Raw genomic sequence first — 20143 nt, 5'->3', positions numbered from 1 at the left:
GAAATAAAGGCCACCAGTTCAAGGATCATCAAGAAAAACGACCTCCTGTAAGTTCTTTTATCTGGGAAAAGTATCCTATCCTTACAATAGCCTATCCATGGAAGCCATTCAACTGTATGGGAGAGGTATGTTCATCACCGAATGTACACTTGACCGAATTGTATAGGCAATTCAAAAGGGTTGGATCAATATCCATCAGCCATATATCATAATTTTATTTATAAGGAAGCAAACAGCGGGCAAATTGTTCAGAATTTGTTCAGTGACGACATTGTATAATCCAAGCAGCAATCATAGATTTATTTCAATAGGAGGAAAGGTATGCATTTTTGCAAGTCTACTAAACGATTCACATATGCATTGACAGCAGTATCACTAATCTTCTCATCGGCCATCTCGGTGGCAGATGCTGGTGCGGCACCAACCGCACAACCCAAATTAATCCAAGACGGAACATGGAGCAAGTCTGACACTTGGATGGATGCTCCAGACAACTATGTTGGCAGGTCTTCGGACACAACGTTAGGATATTACCGATCAGCGATTCAGTTTAACATGCCTGAGCTGACAGACAAGGTTGTAACGAAGGCAACCTTGCGAATTTACATCACTTCCATTAATTATAGCTCTAACTCGAATCCTTTTTTAACTGTGTATGGATCGACTGCCGATGTTTGGAGCAACGGAGCTTTTCCACTGAACCCGACGGATCAGCCTTTGAATACGAAAACAGGCTCAGACCTTCAAGTAGGCTGGGTTGATTTTGATGTTACCCATTTTGTACAACAACAGACGGATGATATTGTCTCCTTTGCATTGCTTGCCAATGAAGAAGGGAACCCTGGAGACTATTCGGAAATTACATATTCAGCCGATGACAACGGCGTAGATATTCCCCAGTTGATATTGGAAACAGCAGCCCTGCCCGCTGTATCCAAAATGCCTGAGGTAGCTGCTGTAACTACTGAGGAAGATATCCCGACATCCAATATAACCATTACACCAAACCCGCAAGATTCAACGGTAGTGACACATTATCAAGTTACGAACGTTATCGGGGGCAAGCTGTATCATAGTGATGGGGTAACGGAGATTCCTGATGGAACTTTTATCACGGCAGCAGAAGCCAGCGATGGCGTGAGGTTTGTGCCTATGGCAAACGCCAACAATGCAGCGGGAGACACCTTCTCTTTCGATGTAAAGGCGGCTCAGAGTGCAACGGGGGATGGACTAAGCGATGCTACTAGGGCTGTTGTCCATGTTACGGAAGTAAACGATGCTCCGACAGCTCAAGACCAAACGCTATCCTCCATTTCAGAAGACTCAGGAGAGCGGATCATCCCTTTTGCAGAACTGCTTGCGCATGCGTCTGCAGGTCCGAATGAGAATGGTCAACATCTAACGATATCCTCAGTCAGCAGCATTGCAGGAGGGGCTGTACGTTTGGATGGAACCAATGTGATTTTTACACCTCAGCCGGATTTCAATGGAACCGCTAGCTTCTCTTTTACCGTCACCGATGATGGAACATCGGACGGCGTCTCAGTCCCGCAGTCGGTGGTCAAGCAAGCCTTCTTTGCGGTCAATTCTGTCGCTGATGTCCCTAATGTGACAGATGCTTTGACAGAGGAAGACAAGCAAAGCTTTGACGGACTGATCCTTACTCGTAATCAAGTGGATGGAACTGACGTGTCGTATTTTAGAATCTCAAACATTATTGGTGGAACCCTCTATAAAAACGATGGGGTAATGGAAATCCGAGATGGTCAATTCATTTCTGTAGCGGATGGCGAAGCAGGGCTTAAATTTATGCCAAATCTTTATGCTAACTCTCCATCAGGTGACCATTTCAGTTTCGACGTACAATCATCGCTAGATATGGCTGGAACAGGGATCAGCGAGCCGAACCAAGCCAGAATCACTGTAAGTGAGGTAAACAACAGTCCGATAGCTGTGAATGATACACTGCCATCGTTATCAGCAAATTCAGGAGCACAATCTATCGCTGTTGATGAACTCTTAGCGAACGACACGGCAGGCCCTGTGAATGAGAGCTTACAACATCTTAGCATCGCATCGGTAGAAAATGCGCAAGGTGGGACGGTAGTTCTAGACGGATCGGTTGTGTTATTCACTCCGAATTTAGACTACCAGGGCCCGGCAAGTTTTGATTATACTGTGATTGATAACGGCACAACCAACGGAGCATTAGATGTGAAGAACTCGACAGCTACCGCTTCATTCTCTATCAGCTCAGTACCAACGCCAGATCCAACACCAACGCCAGATCCGGTGCCAACGCCAGACCCGGTGCCAACACCAGATCCAGTGCCAACGCCAGATCCGGTGCCAACGCCAGATCCAGTGCCAATGCCAGATCCGGTACAAACAGATGACAATTACACAGAATTGCGTGCTTCTATCAATAATAGAAAAATGCTAGTAGGGGATACAGAACGGGCTACAGCAAGCGTTGTAAAATCAGATTCGTCAGAGATTGATGTCAGTGAAAAAGCAACTTGGACTTCCAGCAATACGAATGTCGCTACGGTTAATCAGGGAGAGATTAGAGCACTTTCAGAAGGGAACACGGTAATTTCCGCCACATACAGCGGATATAGCTTTAACGTTCCAATTACCGTAACAGCTGTTACTGCTCCCGCACCCAATAATGCTGGCAGTGATTCCAGTAGTTCCAGCGGTAGCGGGTCTGGCCATCGAAACAGTGACCATTCTAGCGATGATTCCAGCAGCAATACGGCAACATCAGCTGTATCATCTTCATCGGTAACTGTATCTAAAGAACCAGTAGCTGTACCTGAAGAACTGGTGACTGAACCAACTGTTCCTGTGCAAGACATATTCAACAGTAACGTAGTGGTTGCAGACAACAAAGTACTGCAGAATATAAAATCTAAAGCAGAATCTGCTTTAAATTCTTCTACTAATGTTAAATCGTCAGACCTACAAGGACATTGGGCAGAAAAGACGGTCGACACGTTTTCAAAGCTGAGTATCGTAAATGGATATAAGGATGGCAGTTTCAGACCTGATGGTGAAATTACCCGTGCAGAGTTTTCTACTATCATCTCTAGAATCTTCGATACTAGTGGTGGAAACCAGCCTGTGGTTTTGAACGATATTGGGGATCACTGGGCGCAGGATGCCATAACAAAACTGACCACAGCAGGAGTATTAAACGGTTATGAGGACGGTACATTTAGACCAGACCAAACGATCGTTCGTCAAGAAATGGCTGCCATTTTGGCGCGGATCTTGGATTTAGACCGATTGAAAAAGGACACCTCGAATGAAAAAAGCTTCACCGACCTGTCCACTTCTTTTGCAGCTGATACGATTAAACAATTAGCACAAGCTGGTGTGCTTTCGGGTATAAGTACGAGTCAGTTTGGACCTAAGTATCATGCGTCACGTGCTGAAGCCTTGACTGCGATTTATAATGCACTTAGTTTGAACAGCGAAATTAAAACCGTATTGGAAAGTTTGGAGCAGTAATCTGGAATGATGTAGAGGCGAGCCTATGTGGCTCGTCTTTTTGGTTGAGAAGCAACGTGACAATTGTTATGTTGTACAACAATCCATCAACCATATAGTTGATGAGCTTTAAGACTTGGTACCTACGGCAAGCATATGCGGGCTCATACCGATCACGGATTCCTGCTCTTCAACCTGCTGTGCTATATCCAGCAAACGTCTGCGATGGGAGGGAATCGCCCATTTTTCTTCAAATCCGGGTGCAATCCAGACGGGGCCTTCCACACCCAAAACACGAGGCTCCTGCAATCCAGCCGCCTGCCAGTCTGCACGCAAGGCATCCGGTGTATGAAAGTAGGAGCGTGTGATAAAAGAGGGATAAGCCGCCGGTCGTACATGCTGACCATCTGTTAACTCCTGTCTGACCATATCCATGAATGCATCTTCCTCTAAAATGGTATTGCACTCGCCGTACACCGATAGCCCCCACAGTAACGAGCCAAACCTGGAAATAGCCGAAGTAATCAGCGTTCCCCCCTTTTTTAAGACACGCGCTGCTTCTTGCAGGGCTTTTACTCGTTCCTTCTGTTCTGTTAAATGATATAAAGGTCCCATCAATAGCACGATGTCCGCGCTTTCATCTTTACGATCAATATTTCTGGCATCTGCGGTTTCCAGCTTGCTGATAATGGGTTTATTCAGTTGCTGCTGACGAGCAAATTCAATGGCTTGCGAAGAAAGATCAAATAGATGAACTTCATATCCCAGTTCTGCCAGCCACGAAGAGTAGACCCCTATACCGCCGCCGATATCATAAATAACATGAGTGGACTTGCTGAGATAACGGGAAATGATTTCTTTTGATCTTTCCAGCTCTATTTTTCCAATTCCGCGCTCTAATCTGCCTATTTCTGCACCGCCATCATAATAAGCCAGAATTTCATGCGTATCTTTTTCGAACATAGTGCATCTCACCTCATATGATTGGAATAATATAACAATAGCACTAACATTAAGAACAAGTCTACCGTACCTTTGAAGAAGTATCCACTTTTACCAACTATGAACTTAGGATACCTATTAAAAGCCAATTTGGGGTCTGGGTTGGCTTTTGCTAAGCAGTAAAGCTCATCATCCACGATTTGAACCCCACAAATATAAATTGCATATATTATCAAGCAAGTCGATCCATAAGATATGAGTTTGAGAGGGGAAGGATACGTGATCATACATGTATACGCATTATGCTGGAACGAAGAAAAGATGCTCCCGTTTTTTTTTAAGCACTATGATAATATAGCCGACCAATATTACATTTTCGATAATGACTCGACTGATAATTCTATATCCATGTTAAAGGCACATCCCAAAGTAAATATGAATAGATTTGAGATCGAAGGTAATTCGGTCGTGAGATCAGCACAAGATCTATTCAACCAATGTTGGAAAGAAAGCAGGAATAAGGCAGACTGGATTATTATCTGTGACGTAGATGAACATTTTTATCACCCTAACCTTAGAACATATTTGCAGGAATGTACTTCGAAAGGGATAACATTGATTGTCCCTAATGGTTATGAAATGGTTTCTGATTTTTTTCCTAATAGCCAGCAACCATTATATGAAACGGTAAGGAATGGTGTAAGAAGTCAAACGTACGATAAGCCTCAAATATTTAATCCAAGTGCGATTCAAGAAATAAATTTTAGCCCTGGTAGGCATACTGCTGAACCTGCTGGGAATGTAATAAAGCCATCTAATAATGAAGTACTATTGTTACATTATAAATACTTGGGATTTGACTATCTGAATTCACGTTTCTCAGCCTTGAAACAAGGGCTGCGGGAAGGGGATACCACTAATCGATGGGGATTTCACTATTTGTGGGATGAAAAACAAAAAATGGAACAATTTAAGGGTTTAAAAAATAGATCTGTAAGAGTGTTGTAGCATGAGCTGTTGTCGCAAGTGACATTTGTAAGTAACTATTATAACCTTCGCTGTTTCTGTGTAAACGTGCTTGCAAGAGAGTATAGTTTATTTGAAATTGATCTACAAGGATAAAGGCACTTTTTTCTCAGGGTGCCTTTATCCTTTTTTATGGTTGGAAAAGAAATTGGTGAATCAGCTTGCTTAATGCTCGGTCACTGCCTTTTAATGTCCCCAGAATTAAAAACGGCTTGAATAAGTAAATATCTATTTTAATTTTAATAGGTAAACAAACAATCATATGTAACAAGTTATTAATATGATACATGGAGCTACATTAATCCCTATTCTGTTCTATATAGATTGAACTTTAAAAAATATAGTAGATAAAGGTCTAAATATATTTTTTAGTTCAATATATATAGTATTTTTATATAATATGGATTTGTAGTTAATAAATAGAAAAGGAGAGATGGACTTAATGGCTGTATTATCAACTGGACCTATTGAGAATAGTCCTGTTAGTGGGATCAGGCCTATTCAGCAGGTTACCGTTAAAATAATTAACCGTGATTTGGTCAATTCTTCAACTATTTTAATTCAGGGCTACATTTTAAATGGTTTACGAACATTGTATGTACTAGAACAAATAGCTTTAGCCCCCAATGCAGTTGTTACGAGAAATTATCTAGCGAACTTCGACGCATATGAATTCGTTTTTACCACAAGCGGTTTAGCAGAAGAAAGTACTGATATTTCAGTTTGGGGAAAAAACGCGAGCGGTACAATCATTGATGTTCAGCGTATTGTTGCGGATGAGCAACTAGGATCTTAAAACTCAACATATGTATAGAGATAGAACCACAATCGCAGCAAATGGTTGAGACATAAAATAGAGGGAACAGGGTCTTGAGAAAGATCGTTGTTCACAAAAATAATTTGCTTTTTACTAGAGAGGAGGGAGTACCTAAATGGCAGTATTATCAACTGGACCCATTGCAAACGATCCTGTTCTAGGAGTCAGACCCACCCAACTAGTCACTGTAAAAATAGATAACCGAGATTCTGTAAATTCTTCTACTGTTTTAATTGAGGGTTTTATTTTAAACGGTAGCAGAACATTATATGTACAACAACTAGTGGCAGTGGGGCCCAATGTGGTTTTAACTAGGAATTTTTTTGCAGGTTTCGACGCATTTGAATTCGTGTTTACCACAAGCGGGCCAGCAGAGGATGAAACTCAAATTTCTGTTTGGGGTAAAGATGCAGTGGGGCAATTAGTACCTGCGCATCGGTTAGTATCTGATGAACTTTTAGGAACCGATCAAGGCGTCCAAGGACCTCAAGGTGTCCAAGGACCTCAAGGTGTTCAAGGGCCTCAGGGTGCTCAAGGACCTCAAGGTGTTCAAGGCGTCCAAGGTGTCCAAGGACCTCAAGGTGTTCAAGGGCCTCAGGGTGCTCAAGGACCTCAAGGTGTTCAAGGCGTTCAAGGCGACCAAGGACCTCAGGGTGTTCAAGGCGTTCAAGGTGACCAAGGACCTCAAGGCGTTCAAGGAGCCCAAGGTGACCAAGGACCTCAGGGAGTTCAAGGAGCCCAAGGTGACCAAGGCCCTCAGGGAGTTCAAGGAGCCCAAGGTGACCAAGGCCCTCAAGGAGCCCAAGGCGACCAAGGACCTCAGGGTGTTCAGGGAGCCCAAGGCGACCAAGGCCCTCAGGGAGCTCAAGGTGTCCAAGGCGACCAAGGACCTCAAGGCGTCCAAGGCGACCAAGGACCTCAAGGCGTCCAAGGCGACCAAGGCCCTCAAGGCGTTCAAGGTGTCCAAGGACCTCAGGGAGTTCAAGGCGTCCAAGGCGATCAAGGACCTCAGGGTGTTCAGGGAGCCCAAGGCGACCAAGGACCTCAGGGAGCTCAAGGTGACCAAGGCGCCCAAGGTGACCAAGGACCTCAGGGAGTTCAAGGCGACCAAGGCCCTCAAGGCGTTCAAGGAGCCCAAGGCGACCAAGGACCTCAGGGAGTCCAAGGCGATCAAGGACCTCAAGGAGTTCAAGGCGACCAAGGCCCTCAAGGCGTTCAAGGTGTCCAAGGCGACCAAGGACCTCAGGGAGTTCAAGGCGTTCAAGGTGACCAAGGCCCTCAAGGAGCCCAAGGCGACCAAGGACCTCAAGGCGTTCAAGGAGCCCAAGGCGACCAAGGACCTCAAGGCGTCCAAGGCGACCAAGGACCTCAGGGTGTTCAAGGAGCCCAAGGTGACCAAGGACCTCAGGGAGTTCAAGGCGACCAAGGACCTCAAGGCGTCCAAGGCGACCAAGGACCTCAGGGAGTCCAAGGCGATCAAGGACCTCAAGGCGTCCAAGGAGACCAAGGCCCTCAGGGAGTTCAAGGAGCCCAAGGTGACCAAGGACCTCAGGGAGTTCAAGGAGCCCAAGGCGATCAAGGACCTCAGGGAGTTCAAGGAGCCCAAGGTGACCAAGGACCTCAGGGAGTTCAAGGAGCCCAAGGTGACCAAGGACCTCAGGGAGTTCAAGGAGCCCAAGGCGATCAAGGACCTCAGGGAGTTCAAGGAGCTCAAGGCGATCAAGGACCTCAGGGAGTTCAAGGAGCTCAAGGCGATCAAGGACCTCAGGGAGTTCAAGGAGCCCAAGGCGACCAAGGACCTCAGGGAGTCCAAGGCGATCAAGGACCTCAAGGCGTCCAAGGTGACCAAGGACCTCAAGGCGTTCAAGGAGCCCAAGGCGATCAAGGACCTCAGGGAGTCCAAGGCGACCAAGGACCTCAAGGCGTTCAAGGTGTCCAAGGCGACCAAGGACCTCAAGGCGTTCAAGGTGTCCAAGGCGACCAAGGACCTCAAGGCGTTCAAGGAGCCCAAGGCGATCAAGGACCTCAGGGAGTTCAAGGAGCCCAAGGTGACCAAGGACCTCAGGGAGTTCAAGGAGCCCAAGGTGACCAAGGACCTCAGGGAGTTCAAGGCGTCCAAGGCGACCAAGGACCTCAGGGAGTTCAAGGCGTTCAAGGTGACCAAGGACCTCAGGGAGCCCAAGGCGACCAAGGACCTCAGGGAGTTCAAGGAGCCCAAGGCGACCAAGGACCTCAGGGAGTTCAAGGAGCCCAAGGTGACCAAGGACCTCAGGGAGTTCAAGGCGACCAAGGCCCTCAAGGCGTTCAAGGAGCCCAAGGCGACCAAGGACTTCAGGGAGTCCAAGGCGATCAAGGACCTCAAGGCGTTCAAGGAGCCCAAGGCGACCAAGGACCTCAGGGAGTCCAAGGCGATCAAGGCCCTCAGGGTGTTCAGGGAGCCCAAGGCGATCAAGGACCACAAGGAGTTCAAGGCGTCCAAGGTGACCAAGGACCTCAAGGCGTTCAAGGTGTCCAAGGACCTCAGGGTGTTCAAGGCGACCAAGGCCCTCAGGGAGTTCAAGGTGACCAAGGCGATCAAGGACCTCAGGGAGTCCAAGGCGACCAAGGCCCTCAAGGCGTTCAAGGAGCCCAAGGTGACCAAGGACCTCAGGGAGTTCAAGGCGTCCAAGGAGACCAAGGACCTCAAGGCGTTCAAGGAGCCCAAGGCGATCAAGGACCTCAGGGAGTTCAAGGAGCCCAAGGCGACCAAGGCCCTCAAGGAGTTCAAGGCGTCCAAGGCGACCAAGGACCTCAAGGCGTTCAAGGAGCCCAAGGCGATCAAGGCCCTCAAGGCGTTCAAGGCGTCCAAGGCGACCAAGGACCTCAAGGCGTTCAAGGTGTCCAAGGCGACCAAGGACCTCAGGGAGTCCAAGGCGATCAAGGCCCTCAAGGGGTTCAAGGAGCCCAAGGCGATCAAGGCCCTCAGGGTGTTCAGGGAGCCCAAGGCGACCAAGGACCTCAAGGAGTTCAAGGTGTCCAAGGCGACCAAGGACCTCAGGGAGTTCAGGGAGCCCAAGGCGACCAAGGACCTCAGGGTGTTCAGGGAGTCCAAGGCGACCAAGGACCTCAAGGCGTTCAAGGTGTCCAAGGCGACCAAGGCCCTCAGGGAGTTCAGGGAGCCCAAGGCGACCAAGGACCTCAGGGAGTTCAGGGAGCCCAAGGCGACCAAGGCCCTCAAGGCGTTCAAGGTGTCCAAGGCGACCAAGGCCCTCAGGGAGTTCAAGGAGCCCAAGGCGACCAAGGCCCTCAGGGTGTTCAGGGAGCCCAAGGCGATCAAGGCCCTCAAGGAGTTCAAGGAGCCCAAGGCGACCAAGGAACTCAAGGAGTTCAAGGCGTCCAAGGAGACCAAGGCCCTCTAGGTCCACAAGGTGTTCAAGGCCCTCTAGGTGCTCAAGGCCCTCTAGGTCCACAAGGTGCTGAAGGCCCTCTAGGTGCTCAAGGCCCTCAAGGCGACCAAGGCCCTCTAGGTGCTCAAGGCCCTCAAGGCGACCAAGGCCCTCAAGGAGTTCAAGGCGTCCAAGGAGATCAAGGCCCTCAGGGAGTTCAAGGCGTCCAAGGCGACCAAGGCCCTCAGGGAATTCAAGGAGCCCAAGGCGACCAAGGCCCTCTAGGTGCTCAAGGCCCTCAAGGCGACCAAGGCCCTCAAGGAGTTCAAGGCGTCCAAGGCGACCAAGGTCCTCAAGGCGACCAAGGCATTTTGTAAGCTTAAGGTCAAGGTATATTTAGAGGACTCAAAAGTTATTTATAACTTTTGGGTCCTTTTTTTGTTTTAAGTTAATATTTTGCAGTTCTGCTGTAAAAAAAACCTTTGTCGAAGCTCCATGGAAATAATTCCAAGAGACTTCGACAAAGGCATTGGAAAATAATTGTTGGCCAATATTCTATTCAGCATTGTTGTAATTTAGGGCAACACAACCACTTTCTCTTTACAGGACGCAACAAATTTTGCATATTGAATACAAGTTTCTAATGAATCATTTGGCTCCATAGGCCACCATCGTATGGCTCCCCTGGGAGCTTTGGAGGCATAGGTTTCGATTTCTGATGGAATTCGACCTACAACCACAATTTCGATCTCCCTAAAGTTGTTTTCAATGCCCTTTTGGAGTGTCTTATTTAATTGCGTATGCTCTATTTCAGGGCAGGAATGGGGGATAGGGAACAATATCGAGAATCTTGAGGTATCTTCTTGAATAACGTGAGCAGATTTCCGGGCAGGATCATCTGTAGAAGTCTCCCATATACGACGATAAGGCAATAGCTGTGGTAAATCGAATTCTTTCAATCTCATTTGAATCCTTTGAAAATTAGATCTATATAGTTCCCCTACAAGAATCTGAATCTGCTTATTTCTGAGGAATGTAGTGTTATTTCCTTGTTCGTTACGATATTGGATATATATCAAATCGGGGATGTTTACAAATTTAGTGCAAAGAAACGTCCGGACCAGCATATCGTAATCATCTGCTACCAGTAGTTCATTGCGATGGCCTCCGATCAGATGATAACAGTCCCTCGTCCACGCACGTGGATGATTGGGTAAACCGACCAGATGGCGAATGGTTTTGCCATTAATGGTCGTATGTTTTTGTACATTTTGCCATCTGTTCATATCATGCAGCCAGACTCGATAATGAACACTGTAACCAAAGCCACAATCCCAGCCGTACCAATGCGCATGATTGCTCCCTGCATACACCTCAGCACAATCCCCATAAACAAAGCCACAGTCAGGATTTTGTTGAAATGCTTTGACGATTTTCTCTAGGCAGTCAGGAGTTAGCTCATCATCATGATCAACTTCTACTAAAATTTCCCCTGTACATAGACCGGCTGCAAACCTTTTGATAGCCCCTATATAACCATTGCGGGAATCTTGGCGGTATCTTCGCACACGGTGATCCTCTAAAGGTAGTAAATACTCCTTGTATGTCTCATCTTCATCACCGGAATCATCCACGATTACCCATTCCCAGTTCTTGTAGGTCTGCTTTAATAAAGATTGATAAGGTCGTTGAATTTTTTCTTTTGATCTGTAACTGGCAGTAAACACGGATATTAAAGGTGTGTTTGAAGAGAAATGTGTTGGAGGAATCGTTCTATTCTCCGGAAGAGGATCTGTTGCCTTAAGCCAGCAGAAAAATAAATGCATAGGTTGAATTTCGTCTGGTGATTGGAAGTGTAACCAGCGTTTTTTTTCGTGACCAGGTAACGCTTTTAATGCTGAAAATTCTCCCCACTCTTCTCCGAGCGAGACGTAAACCCGAGGCTTTTGGAGGCTATTGTCTATAAGTGGTTGATCAGCCTCATACAAGTTTATTGTAATGTGGTTTTCTTCCAATCTATCTATCAATTCTTTTACATGATCCTTTAAAACCTTCTTCGATACAAATAAATGAGCTGTCAGTAGCGGAGTGAAATTCAATGACATGATCATTCCCCTTTACCAGTTTCGAACACCAACGAGAGGGAGGTGCCGATTCAGATGTTAGTATTGTTTTTATTGAAACATCCATTTTCCCGGCATCATTTTATTTCTCAGCAATATATATGTATATGTATGTGTATGTGTTCGGGGATGTGAGGAAAATGCCAGCCCATGTGAACATAGCAAATTAAATCGTTTGAAACCTCCGGCGTAGACACCTAAGCATAAAGGAAAGGTGGAGTAAGCGTGCAATGCCCATTAGTAAGTGTAGTTATACCTGCATATAATCGGCCGCATACACTAAAAATCGCCATCGACAGTGTATTGGAACAAACTTATCCGAACATCGAAATCATTATCTGTGATGACAGTACAACGAATGAAGTACAAGAAATGCTTGATTCTTATTTAGATTCTTTTCCCCAAATTAAATATTATAAAAATGATAAAAATCTTTTTCTCGAAAATTGGCATAAATGTTTTGATTTGGCGTCAGGTGAATATATCAATTATTTGATGGATGACGACATGTTTCAAAAAGAAAAAATAGCAAGGATGATCTATTTTTTTGAAAATTTCGAAAACATCACACTGGTTACCTCGTATCGGCAAACCATGGATGAATCAGGGACTATTCTCCCACCGCTCTATGCAACGGAAAGGCTGTACGAGGAAACAAGGATCATGGACGGAAGAATGTTGGCAAACGTTGCATTAACTCGTTGTTTAAATGTGATTGGGGAACCTACAACAGTGTTTTTCAAAAAAGCAGATCTTATCGAACGGTTTGGGGTTTATAAAGGAAAACAGTATTCTCTTCTTAATGATTTAGCTTCCTGGTTGAACTTACTATCCAAAGGAAAAGCAGTTTATATTCCTGAAGCACTAAGCTATTTCCGAATACATCCCAATCAAAATAATCAGACGCTTGGTCAAAATGCGTTCACGGAATGGTTAGATATTATGATTGCCTCAAGAGACGATGGATTTCTTGATACTGATGATTTGTTTAAAACTGCACTTCATGCTTATCAGGAACGTATAAGGGGTCGTCCACAATTTGTTGCAGATATCGAGCGAATTGAAATGATATTAAAAACATTGGAATCCTAGTCTGCTCATCCCATATGCGAAGGAGGCTGGCTCATGTTCGATATTCCCTTTTTACGACCTAATTTAGTAAAAAAGGAACGATTTATTTCCAATTTTGAGAAAATAGAAGAGACCCGGATTTACTCCAATTATGGTCCCTTAAATAACCTGTTTGAAGAGCGGGTCATTGCGCAAATGTTTGATGGAATCGGTTCGGCTGTGACCGTTCATAACGCTACTATTGGCTTGATTTTGGCGATCGCCCAAAGCAAGCGACCACAGGGCAAATATGCAGTTATGCCAAGTTTTACTTTTGCGGCCACCCCACTTGCTGCTGAGTGGTGTGGGTTAGAACCCTACTTCCTTGACATTGAACCGGAGAATTGGCAAATGAATAGGGAGCAGTTAGCGCAGACAGTCAAGCTGCTGGGAGATGAGATTGCGGTAATCGTTCCATATGCCACTTTCGGTACAGCCATTGATTTATCCGTATATAATAAGCTGCAGGAGCAGGGAATTCCGGTAGTCATTGATGCTGCTGCCAGCTTTGGAACGATAACGCCCGAGGAAGCCACCCATTTTGGCAAAGGTTTTGGAGGGGCCGTAGTATTCAGCTTTCATGCCACCAAATCTTTTGGTATCGGAGAGGGTGGATTGGTATACAGTCTGGACCAAGATCTCATTAAGCGAATTCGTCAGGCAGGGAATTTCGGTTTCTCCAGCAGCAGGGAGTCTGTCACCCAAGGTCTTAACAGTAAGATATCCGAGTATACCGCTGCTATCGCTTTAGCCACCCTCGATCATTTTAAGACTGTACGGGAGAACAGAAGGACGATCTACGAATATTATCTTCAAGAACTGCTTCAAGCAGACTTATTAGAACGAGGATGGTCTATACAAAAAACGCAAGGATCAGTTGTCCATCAATTTATCCCTCTCCTTAGTCCGGATTCACACACGAATCAAGAGGTCGTTAAGTTATTAGCCTCTAATTCAATAGAAGCCAGAACCTATTTTTCTCCGGCGTGCCATCAGCAGAAGCAGTTCCAAAGCTATACGCGGTCTACTCTTCGTGTTACCGAACATATTGCCAAACATATTGTCAGCCTGCCCTTGTGGGAAGAACTGGACGAGATTATTGTTCGAAGAATTGTAAACGTTCTGGGAAGCCTGGGAAAAGAGACAACCGGATGAGGAAAATCGTGATTTGGGGATCAGGCGGACATGCAAGGGAAATCAACTGGTTATGTGAAGAGCTAGGAGTGAAAGTGGCAGGTTTTTTGGACGAACGACCTGAGATGAAAGGGCAGATCGTAAATGGCGCTCCTGTACTGGGGACGTTGAATGACATTGAAGCGTTAAAATATGAGGTGGAGCTGATCTGTGCGGGGGTGGGTGACCCGGCATTAAAGAAGCGATTCGTTAATAATACAATTCAAACGGGATTTCGTATCGCAGCTCCGCTAATACATCCCCGTATTCGTTTGTCTCGAAGAAACACCATTGGAGAAGGAAGCATGGTCTTTGAAGGGGCTGTCCTGTCGGACAATATTAAGATCGGACAGCATGTAATTATCAATCGGAGTGTTAACGTGAGTCATGATGCGGTTATTGGCGATTATGTAACCATAGCCCCGGGTGTGAATCTGGCAGGCAATGTAACCATAGATGAGGGTGCCTATATCGGCATTGGTGCCTCGGTACGGGAGAAACGTCACATTGGTTGTTGGTCTATGATCGGTGGTGGGGCCTTTGTTAAAGAGGATATACCTGAATTTTCCATGGCTGCAGGTGTACCAGCAGTCGTTAAAAAACAACTTGATATGTTCTGATCTTCCTTCCTTTACAATAGAGCGTAATCAAATTTGCAGCAATATGCTTGGCAATAAAGTGATTTACCTGTCAAAAGGCTGTACCGGAAAAGGTTCTTATGACCTGACCCCGGCACGGCCTTATTATATTTTAAGCTAGACGATATATTCGTGTTACATATGGATAAAATTAAAATTTATTTTTGATTATTTTTGTATTTTATATTTTCAAATTAAAACAAAAGTGTTATAGTCTCCATAAACAAAAAATATCCACCTTAATAAAACAATTCAAAACAAAAACAGAACTTGGAGGTCTTTTTCCTATGGTACAAAGTCTATGGAATTCTTCACAAGCATCTGAGCAGAAAAGCACGCTGGAACAACTCGTATACCGTTCTAACCTGATTGGCACAGATAGGAGCGTGTGCAACTGGGGAGGCGGCAATACTTCGGCCAAAACAACGATAGAGGATTTCCGCGGGCGTGAAGTGGAAGTGATGTACGTTAAGGGTAGCGGTTCCGATCTTGCAACAATGAAAGCGCATAACTTCACAGGACTTCGTATGGAGGATATCCGTCCTTTGTTTGAGCGGGAAGATATATCTGACGAGGATATGGTTGCTTATCTGGCGAATTGTATGATTGATGCCAAGCATCCGCGTGCCTCGATTGAGACGCTATTGCATGCTTTTTTGCCTTTTAAGCATGTCGATCATACACATCCGGACGCGATTATCAGCTTATGCTGTGCGCATAACGGCAAGGAAATCGCTAAGGAAATTTTCGGTGATCGTTTTGTATGGGTACCCTATATCCGTCCCGGCTTTAAGCTGTCGAAAATGATTGCCCAAGGGGTACTCGATCATCCACAAGCTGAGTTGGTATTGATGGAAAAGCATGGCTTGGTTACGTGGGGAGACACATCCGAAGCGGCTTATGCCAAAACGATCGAAATCATCCAAGAAGCAGAAAGCTATATTAAAGCTCACCAAGAGGAAAAGCAGGGGTTTGGAGGCGCAAAATATAAAGCGCTTACTTCAGAGGAGCGCCGCAGCATAGTGTCCCAGGTCATGCCATCCGTCCGGGGTGCAGTCAGTGATGAGAAAAAGATGATCCTCACCTTTGATGACGCGGAGGATGTGTTGGAGTTTGTGAACGGCCTGGATTCTAGTGCTTTATCCCAGGTTGGAGCAGCATGCCCGGATCATCTGGTTCATACCAAAATGAGACCGCTCTATGTAGATTGGACACCGGATATAGAGGATGTTGAGGGGCTGAAAGTTAAGCTTGCCGAGGGTATAGCAGCCTATAAAGAGCAGTACCAAGCTTATTTCGAGCGTAATCGACATGAAGGAGACGTGAGATTTGAAGCAGGGCCGCGTGTAATCTTGATTCCGGGTGTAGGGATGATCAACACAGGCAAAAGCTGGAGTAATGCACAGGTAAGCGGTGCCTTATATCATCGTGCTATTGCTGTCATGCGAGGAGCAACGGCATTAGGGGAGTTTGTTTCGCTCAGTGAAAATGAATCTTACAACGTGGAATACTGGCCGCTAGAGCTTTACAAGCTGTCACTGGCGCCAGCAGAAGCGGAATTTTCACGCAAAATTGCGTTCATTACAGGCGGTGCAGGCGGAATAGGCAGTGCAACCGCACGGCGTTTGGTAGATGAAGGTGCGCATGTCGTGTTGGCAGACCTCAATCTGGAAGGTGCACAAAAGGTAGCCGCAGACATAAACAGCAGTTACGGTGAAAACCGTGCCATCGCCGTAAAAATGGATGTGACGCAGGAAGATCAGATTCAGGCTGCCTATGCCGAAACGGCGCTAACCTATGGTGGTGTAGATGTTATCGTAAACAATGCAGGTCTTGCTACATCCAGTCCGTTCGATGAAACATCATTAAAGGAATGGAATTTAAATGTAAATGTGCTCGGAACGGGTTATTTTTTGGTCGCACGTGAAGCATTCAAGCTGATGAAGGAACAGACGCTTGGCGGCAGCATGGTGTTCGTCGGCTCCAAAAACTCGGTCTATGCAGGTAAAAATGTAACGGCCTACAGCTCGGTCAAGGCGCTGGAGGCGCATCTGGCCCGTTGTATTGCCGCAGAAGGTGGGGAATACGGTATCCGCGTAAACACCATTTTGCCGGATGCAATTTTGCAAGGCTCGGCGATCTGGAACTCCAATTGGCGTAACGAGCGAGCCGCTGCCTACGGCATCGAGCCAGACCAGCTGGAGGAGCATTACCGCAAGCGAACGACGCTGCTGGTCAACATCTACCCGCAGGATATCGCAGAGGGCATTGCCTTTTTCGCCTCATCCAAGGCGGAGAAGACGACCGGATGTATGCTGACCATCGACGGCGGCGTCCCAGCAGCCTTTACACGCTAGGAAGAAGAGGCAGTTAATAGAACACTTAGGATCATAGCGAACTAATTTAATGTACTAATTTACTGCAATAATCCAGGCCACAAGCCCATAGTACGAAGAGGTTTTTAATTAGTTTCAAACACGTAAATAAGTTGTGTTAACTTATTTACGCGCGAATGCCTTTATATACACGCTAACACTTTAAAATAAAAGTGACTTTATGGGTGGTCAGCAGCGGAGCGGATGGAATCGTTCTGAAGAAGCGTAGCGTTCGCCTTTATCCCCGGATTTTCACCTTTAATATGTTCTATAAAATAAAAAAATCTGGGGATAACAGCGATCGGAAGAATGATCCAGACGCGAAGCAGCCTTCCCCCCCATAACGCACTTACTTTTCAAGGAGGAACCACGATGAGTGACAAAGCGTACGCCTTATTTGAGGAGCAGCAACAACAACGAGGTATTGACCTGGAGCAAGTAAAGACCAAGCTGAAAGCGCTAAGCATAGAAACACCGTCCTGGGGATATGGCGACTCAGGTACACGTTTTAAAGTCTTTCAGAAAACAGGCGTGCCGCGTGATCCGTTCGAAAAGCTGGAGGATGCCGCACAGGTTCATGCCTTGACAGGCTTGTGTCCGTCCGTTGCCATTCACATCCCGTGGGATAAAGTAGACAATTACGGTAAGCTTCGCAGTCATGCCGAAAGTCTTGGCCTGCAGATTGGGGCCGTAAATCCCAATCTGTTTCAAGACGAGGACTACATGCTCGGTAGTGTTACGAATGTAGACCCGGCAATCCGCCGCAAGGCTATCAACCATTTACTGGAATGCATGGATATTGCAAAGGAAACGGGCTCCAACGATTTTAGCTTATGGTTCGCAGACGGAACGAATTATCCCGGTCAGGGGGACATTCGCAAACGCAAAAATTGGATGTTGGAGGCACTCAGCGAAATGTATAAGGCGCTCACGCCAGACATGCGTATGCTGATTGAATACAAGGCGTTTGAGCCGGCCTTTTACCATACGGATATTGCCGATTGGGGCATGGCGTACCATTATGCGACCAAGTTAGGGCCGCAGGCACAGGTGCTGGTGGATACAGGGCATCATCTGCCGGGGGCCAACGTGGAGCATATTGTTGCGTTTTTAATGGATGAGAAACGACTGGGCGGCTTTCATTTTAACAGTTATAAATATGCGGATGATGATTTGATCGTGGGTTCTGCCAATCCGTATGAGCTGTTTTTAATCTTTTACCAAATTTTGAACGCAGCTCAGGATGTTGATGCAGATATCCGCCATACCGTTGATAAAATTGCTTATTTGATCGACCAGTCGCACAATATCGAACCCAAAATTCCGGCCATGATTCGCTCGGTACTGAATGTGCAGACTCAATATGCGAAGGCACTCTTGATTAATCATGCAGAGGTGGAGGAAGCGTCGAGCCGTCAGGATGTGCTGGGTGCGGAGGATGCGGTACGCCAAGCATTTGAGTTTGATGTGGCCCCATTGCTTAAAGCGATCCGTGAAGAGCAAGGATTACCTGTAGATCCAATGAAAGCCTACTTGGCGTCTGAGTATGGTACGCAGATTTTGCAAAGAGGCAAGGGTGGTGCGAGCTGGTGAGCATCCTCGCTTATGATTTGGGAGCAAGCAGCGGCAGAGTTCTACTCGGAAAATTGACAGATTCACGTATCGTGGTGGAAGAAATCCACCGCTTTTCCAATGACCCGGTCAAGGTTGGGGAGCGTCTGCACTGGGATATATTGCGTCTCTATCAAGAGGTTCAGCAAGGATTACTCAAAGCCAAGCATATGGGAATGAATCCATCCAGCCTGGCGATTGACTCCTGGGCGGTCGATTTTGGACTGATTGGAGAAACCGGAGAATTGCTAGGCAACCCTTATCATTATCGGGATTGGCACACCCATGGAGTAATGGAAGAAGTACAGGAACAACTGGGAAAAGAGTTTATTTTCCAGCGTACAGGTATTCAGTTTTTGATGTTTAATACGATTTATCAGCTGGCTGCTATGCGAAATGCAAGATCACCCTTGCTAGAGCAGGCGGAACATTTTCTGATGATCCCTGATTTGCTGCGGTATTTTCTGACAGGTGAAATGTATCATGAGTTTTCGAATGCAACCAGCACGCAATTATATCATCCGTTACAGCAAAAATGGGATGATGAGCTTTTGTCCGGAATCAACATTCCCCGCTCTTGGTTTGGAGAGGTACTGGAGTCGGGAAGTGTTGCAGGTACAATCCGTTCATCGGTCATGACGGATCTGGGCATTGGAGCGATTCCTGTGATTGCAGTAGCAGAGCATGACACAGGATCAGCAGTGGCGGCCGTGCCTGCGCTGGAGCGGTCTTTTGCGTACTTGAGCTGCGGAACATGGTCCCTGATGGGAACGGAGACCGCACAGCCAGTAATCAATGATGATACGCTTCGATTTAATTTTACAAATGAAGGCGGCGTGGACCGAACCTACAGGTTGCTAAAAAATATCATGGGGCTGTGGATACTACAGGAGGCGTGCAGAGAGTGGGAGCGGCAGGGAAACTCTTATTCCTTTCCTGAATTGGTTCATATGGCAGAACAGGCTCCAGCGTTCACTTGTTTGATTGACCCGGATGATGAACTGTTTTTGCATGCCGGAGATATGAAAACACGCATACGCCAATACTGCCGCAATACCGGGCAGCCATTGCCGGAAACGCCGGGCGAAATTACACGCTGTATTCTGGAAAGTCTGGCGTTAAAGTATCGTTACATTTTGGAGCTTACAGAACGAGTGTCAGGACAGCGTTTTAATGGCTTGCATATGGTCGGCGGTGGGATTCAAAATCGCTTGCTGTGCCAATGGACGGCCAACTCGATTCAAAAACCCGTATGGACGGGTCCCGCAGAAGCGAGCGCAATCGGTAATCTTGCGGTACAATGGATGACACAGGGAAAGTTCGCCGATATATGGGAAGCACGCCGGGTGATTGCGGATTCGATTACCGTAGAGGAATATGAACCTGCCGAGTCAGAAGCGTGGGAGGATGCCTACGGGCAGTTCCGGCGGGTGACAGGACTTTTTGTACATTAAAGATGTGGAGTGAG

12 protein-coding genes are annotated in these 20143 nt (G+C 46.5%); 10 read left to right on the top strand and 2 right to left on the bottom strand.

Going from position 1 to position 20143, the window contains the following annotated elements; all coding sequences use genetic code 11:
- The first annotated feature begins 321 nt into the window (after positions 1 to 321).
- A complete protein-coding gene (locus C0638_RS21865) occupies positions 322 to 3516 on the top strand; it encodes an S-layer homology domain-containing protein (protein WP_102163791.1) in 3195 nt (1064 codons plus the stop codon).
- A 108-nt stretch (positions 3517 to 3624) separates the two neighbouring features.
- On the opposite strand, the gene C0638_RS21860 is transcribed toward C0638_RS21865, so the two are convergent.
- The gene (locus C0638_RS21860) at positions 3625 to 4458 is read right to left on the bottom strand and encodes a class I SAM-dependent methyltransferase (RefSeq protein WP_058831534.1); all 834 of its coding nucleotides are present in this window, start codon (positions 4456 to 4458) and stop codon (positions 3625 to 3627) included.
- 258 nt (positions 4459 to 4716) lie between these two features.
- Here C0638_RS21860 and C0638_RS21855 point away from each other — a divergent pair, with 258 nt between their 5' ends.
- The 3 genes from C0638_RS21855 to C0638_RS21840 all read left to right on the top strand — a co-directional run bounded on the left by C0638_RS21855 (position 4717) and on the right by C0638_RS21840 (position 10022).
- Positions 4717 to 5445, top strand: coding sequence for a glycosyltransferase family 2 protein (locus tag C0638_RS21855; protein WP_058831535.1), 729 nt, complete (start codon positions 4717 to 4719; stop codon positions 5443 to 5445).
- A 460-nt stretch (positions 5446 to 5905) separates the two neighbouring features.
- Positions 5906 to 6259 carry a hypothetical protein gene (locus C0638_RS21850; protein WP_025675342.1) on the top strand — a complete coding sequence of 118 codons (354 nt, stop codon included), beginning with the start codon at positions 5906 to 5908 and terminating at the stop codon, positions 6257 to 6259.
- 136 nt (positions 6260 to 6395) lie between these two features.
- Complete coding sequence (locus tag C0638_RS21840) at positions 6396 to 10022, top strand: collagen-like protein (RefSeq protein ID WP_442792769.1); 3627 nt, start codon at positions 6396 to 6398, stop codon at positions 10020 to 10022.
- 198 nt (positions 10023 to 10220) lie between these two features.
- Here the strand turns inward: C0638_RS21840 and C0638_RS21835 are convergent, their stop codons facing one another.
- Positions 10221 to 11750 (bottom strand): glycosyltransferase, encoded by a 1530-nt coding sequence (locus tag C0638_RS21835; RefSeq protein ID WP_025677061.1) that lies wholly within the window; start codon positions 11748 to 11750, stop codon positions 10221 to 10223.
- A gap of 243 nt (positions 11751 to 11993) precedes the next feature.
- On the opposite strand from C0638_RS21835, the gene C0638_RS21830 reads away from it, so the two are divergent.
- From C0638_RS21830 to rhaB, 6 genes are all read left to right on the top strand, one after another.
- Entirely contained in the window at positions 11994 to 12860 is an 867-nt protein-coding gene (locus tag C0638_RS21830; protein WP_013370971.1) for a glycosyltransferase family 2 protein, read from the top strand.
- A gap of 33 nt (positions 12861 to 12893) precedes the next feature.
- Positions 12894 to 14033 (top strand): DegT/DnrJ/EryC1/StrS family aminotransferase, encoded by a 1140-nt coding sequence (locus C0638_RS21825; protein ID WP_058712512.1) that lies wholly within the window; start codon positions 12894 to 12896, stop codon positions 14031 to 14033.
- Positions 14030 to 14671 carry an acetyltransferase gene (locus C0638_RS21820; protein ID WP_058712511.1) on the top strand — a complete coding sequence of 214 codons (642 nt, stop codon included), beginning with the start codon at positions 14030 to 14032 and terminating at the stop codon, positions 14669 to 14671. Before C0638_RS21825 ends, C0638_RS21820 begins: the two co-directional genes overlap by 4 nt.
- A 305-nt stretch (positions 14672 to 14976) precedes the next feature.
- Positions 14977 to 17046 carry a bifunctional rhamnulose-1-phosphate aldolase/short-chain dehydrogenase gene (locus C0638_RS21815; RefSeq protein WP_058712510.1) on the top strand — a complete coding sequence of 690 codons (2070 nt, stop codon included), beginning with the start codon at positions 14977 to 14979 and terminating at the stop codon, positions 17044 to 17046.
- 390 nt (positions 17047 to 17436) lie between these two features.
- Complete coding sequence (gene rhaI / locus C0638_RS21810) at positions 17437 to 18657, top strand: L-rhamnose isomerase (protein ID WP_058712509.1); 1221 nt, start codon at positions 17437 to 17439, stop codon at positions 18655 to 18657.
- Positions 18654 to 20129 carry a rhamnulokinase gene (gene rhaB / locus C0638_RS21805; protein ID WP_058712508.1) on the top strand — a complete coding sequence of 492 codons (1476 nt, stop codon included), beginning with the start codon at positions 18654 to 18656 and terminating at the stop codon, positions 20127 to 20129. Before rhaI ends, rhaB begins: the two co-directional genes overlap by 4 nt.
- Positions 20130 to 20143 lie beyond the last annotated feature (14 nt).

It is taken from the genome of Paenibacillus sp. lzh-N1, from assembly GCF_002872435.1.
GTDB classification, from domain to species: domain Bacteria; phylum Bacillota; class Bacilli; order Paenibacillales; family Paenibacillaceae; genus Paenibacillus; species Paenibacillus polymyxa_C.
The sequence above is the reverse complement of the archived record's forward strand: the minus strand, read 5'-3'. Positions and strand labels throughout refer to the sequence as shown.